General features: G+C 34.3%; 3 protein-coding genes. All 3 read left to right on the top strand.

Translation table 11 applies throughout. The annotated features are described in order from the left end of the window. The first annotated feature begins 96 nt into the window (after positions 1–96). The 3 genes from Q0138_RS08280 (at position 97) to Q0138_RS08290 (ending at position 3,956) form a co-directional block, all read left to right on the top strand. Positions 97–537, top strand: coding sequence for a hypothetical protein (locus Q0138_RS08280; RefSeq protein ID WP_297983255.1), 441 nt, complete (start codon positions 97–99; stop codon positions 535–537). A 266-nt stretch (positions 538–803) separates the two neighbouring features. Next, positions 804–1,190, top strand: coding sequence for a metalloregulator ArsR/SmtB family transcription factor (locus tag Q0138_RS08285; RefSeq protein ID WP_297983257.1), 387 nt, complete (start codon positions 804–806; stop codon positions 1,188–1,190). A gap of 45 nt (positions 1,191–1,235) precedes the next feature. Next, positions 1,236–3,956: a cation-translocating P-type ATPase gene (locus Q0138_RS08290; protein WP_297983259.1), complete on the top strand. Its 2,721-nt coding sequence runs from the start codon at positions 1,236–1,238 to the stop codon at positions 3,954–3,956. Positions 3,957–4,057: the final 101 nt, after the last annotated feature.

Here is a 4,057-nt window from a genome sequence, read left to right on the forward strand (position 1 = left end):
TAGAATTTATACTTATTTTAATGATTTTTTAATAAATCTTATAAATCATTTTAAATAAATACTTAATTAACTAATAAAAACTATGGAGAGTTTTTTATGAATTATAAAAAGTTATTGGTATTGTTTATATTGGTTTTTGCAGTAATTGGTTTTACAATGGGATCAGTTTCTGCTAAAAGCACTACAATGAAAATACCTCAAAATAAGGATGTTGGCAAGGGCGATAGAATTACAACATTATATCAGGCAAAGGATGGCCAATTATCAAAAGGAGTTTATATAAGCATTTTTTATCATAATAAGAAATTAGGTGATGATTACAGGCCTCACACCTATGTTTTGCAAAAAGCGGTTGTATATTATAAAAACAGTAAAGGAAAGGTAATTACAAAAACTGCTAAGGCAAATACATTAAGCGGTCACAGTATGCTTTCCACTAAAAAGATCAGTAATTATAAGCCATATAAGGTTGTTGTTAGCTATCGTAAGATGACTTCCAAAGAGAAATCTCAAATACTTTTCAATCCTTTATATTAATTATTAAGGATTTTTTTATTTTTTTATTTTTTGTATTCCATTAATTTTATTATTTTTACTTATTTTTATTGGATATTTCATTAATTTTTTCATATTTTTTACTATTTTTTACTATTTTTTACTATTTTTTAATATTTTTTTAAATTTTTTATAAAAATTTTTTCAAAATAACATATCACAATATCATGATATGAAAACATTTATATAGATAAACATATCATAATATCATTATATGAATATATTTAAAATTTTTTTAAGGTGTTTTAATGTCTGAAGAAAATTTTGAAAAGAAAGACTTAGATGATAAAGAAGATTTATGTGAAATATTTGACCCTCATGAAGAGTGTGTCAATAGGGCGAAAACACATATTTTAAAAGAGGAGGATTACTCTGAATTGTCTGAATTTTTTAAGATATTTGGAAACCCAACAAGATTAAAAATTATTTCCCTGTTAAGCTTTGATGATTTATGTGTTTGCGATATTTGTGAAGCATTAGACTTAAGCCAAGCAGCTGTTTCTAATCAATTAAGAATATTAAGAGCACATAATATTGTTAAATATGAAAAAGAAGGTAAATTAGCAAGATATTCCCTAACAGACCTTCATGTTGAAATGATTTATAAAATGGGTTTAGAGCACTTACATGAATAAATTTATTATGATTCTACTAATATTAACTAATTTCAAGTGATTATAATGGCAGAAAATAAATGTTATGATCCAGATTGTTCGGATGAAAATTGTTACAATCCAGAACATTACAATTATATTTGTTTTGATCCTGATTGTGATGATGTTCGATGTAACAATCGAGATCACTATGATAAGCAATTACTAAGAGATTTTCAAAAAAATGCTGATTTCACTGTTTATGATCATAGGGAAGAGATTGATTATGATGAGGATGTTGATATAAGTATCTGCGGTTGTCCTGATTGTGCAGATGACCATGATCACGACCATGATCACGACCATCACCATCATCATGACCATGAGCATCATCATGACCATGACCATGGTCACTCTCATGACCACGATCACGAACATGAGCACTCTCATGCCGTAGAAGACTCTTGTGAGGATGATTGTTGTTCTGATAAACATAATCATGAACATGAACATGAGCACGAACATGAGCACGAACATGAACATGAACATGAACATGAGGAAGATGATTGTTGTTCTCATGACCATGAGCATGAGCATGAGCATGAACATGAGGAAGATGATTGTTGTTCTCATGAGCATGGCCACGACCATGACCATGATCACGAGCATGACCATGAGCATTCTCACTCTCATGACCATGAACATGTTGTAGATGATTGCTGTGATGATGATTGTTGTTCTGATTCCAAAAAGGCAGTTGTGGCTGATTCCTGTGATGACCCTGACTGTGCTTGTCATGACCACGATCACGACCATCATCATGACCATGACCACGATGATGTAAACATAAGCATTTGCGGTTGTCCTGATTGTGCAGGTGATGATGAAGAAGGTGAAGAGGAAGAGGAACTTCTTGCAGAAGGAAAACCGCTTTTATCAAACAGGCCTATTCAAATCATGGTAAGCAGCGGTATACTCTTTGTAACCGGTCACATTCTTGAATGGTTGTCATTCAGCCCTACTATAGTAAATATCATATTTATGGTTGCTGCAATTATAGCAGGTTATGAAATAGCTATTCTTGCATACAAATCCCTTGTCAGACGTCATACCGTTGGTCCAGCTATGTTAATGGTTATAGCTTGTGTAGCTTCCTTTATCATTGGACATCCGGAAGAGGGTGCTGCAGTAGCATTCCTTTACTATATTGCAGAGTTCCTGGAGGATTATGCAGAACATAGGGCAAAGCATTCAATCAAATCCCTTGTAGAAATCGCTCCTGAAACTGCAACCGTAAAGGTCGGTGATGGTGAAGAGCAACGTAAAATCGATGATGTAAACATTGGCGAAATTGTTATTGTAAGGCCTGGGGACAAGATTCCTTTGGATGGAAATGTGGTCTCAGGTACTTCAAGTGTTGATCAGGCTTCCATTACCGGTGAAAGTCTTCCTGTCGTTAAGGCTTTAGGTGATGAGGTATTTTCCGGAACCGTAAACAAGGACGGATATCTCGAAATCGTTGTAACAAAAAGGGCTAAGGATTCAGTTATCTCAAAAATCGTAACTCTCGTTAAAAGGTCCCAACTTAACAGGGCAAGCACTGAAACCTTGGTTGAACGTGTTGCCAAATATTACACTCCATTGATGATGGTTATAGCTGCATGTGTGGCATTCATACCGCCTCTTGCATTTGGCCAACCATTGGTTGACTGGGTCTATAAGGCATTGTCCATTCTTGTAATCAGTTGTCCTTGTGCATTCCTTATATCAACCCCTATCGGTATGGTATCAGCCATTACCTCCGCTACAAGAAAGGGTGTGCTTATTAAGGGCAGTGCATATATTGAAGACATGCGTAACATTAAGGCTGTTATCTTTGATAAGACAGGTACTTTAACTGAAGGCAAGCTTGAATTAAGCGATATTGCAGTTGTTGATGAGAAATATACAAAAGAGGATATTGTTGAAATTGCAGCTTCCCTTGAAAACGGATCTTCCCACCCAATTGCAATGGCAATCATAAGATATGCTGATTTGAACGGCATTGAATTTGATGAGATTGAGGACTTCAAGAACGTTCCTGGAAAGGGTATTATAGGAAGTATAGATGGTAAGGAATACTATGCAGCAAATGAATCCCTTATTGAAGGAAGCAAATTTGAAGTTACACGTGATGAAATCAACAGTTATTCTGCAGAGGGCAAAACCATTGTATTTGTAGGAAATGAGGAAAATCTCATCGGTATTTTAACCGTTGTTGATAAAATCCGTGACAATGCAAGTGAAGTTATTTCTGACTTACACAGTGATGGCGTTAAAACAATCATGTTGACTGGGGACAATAAGATTGCAGCCCAAAAGGTTGCAGACGAGATTGGAATCGACTATGTTTATTCCAACCTTCTTCCAGAAGACAAGTTAAACATTTTGGATACCATCAGAAACAAATTCGGTGAAGTGGCTATGGTTGGTGACGGCATTAACGATGCACCTGCATTGGCTCGTGCTAATATTGGTATTGCAATGGGTGCAGCTGGATCTGATGTAGCTATTGAAACAGCGGATGTTGCATTGATGCAGGATGATATTAGTAAATTACCTTACTTATTTAGTTTAAGCCGTAAAACAATGGGAATTATTAAACAAAACATTTCCGTTGCTATATTTGTAAAGGTTCTCTTTGTAATACTTGCAGTCTTAGGTTTAATCACCTTGATGATGTCTGTAGGTATTGGAGACTTAGGTTTAACTCTTGCGGTTATATTGAATTCCTTTAGAATTGGTTTAGTTAAAGATCCTTTATTCTAAGGATTTTTATTTTTAAAAATTATTAAGTCCTTATTGGATTTTTTAATTTTTAAAATTTTTTATTAAGTCCTTATGGGATTTTTTAATTTTTTAAAATTTTT

Origin of the sequence: uncultured Methanobrevibacter sp., assembly GCF_937906425.1 — an archaeon.
In the GTDB taxonomy this organism is placed as follows: Archaea; Methanobacteriota; Methanobacteria; order Methanobacteriales; family Methanobacteriaceae; genus Methanobrevibacter.

Coding starts and splice junctions, on each gene's coding strand:
- Q0138_RS08280 (WP_297983255.1), top strand. CDS start 97: ATGAATTATAAAAAGTTATTGGTATTGTTTATATTGGTTTTTGCAGTA.
- Q0138_RS08285 (WP_297983257.1), top strand. CDS start 804: ATGTCTGAAGAAAATTTTGAAAAGAAAGACTTAGATGATAAAGAAGAT.
- Q0138_RS08290 (WP_297983259.1), top strand. CDS start 1,236: ATGGCAGAAAATAAATGTTATGATCCAGATTGTTCGGATGAAAATTGT.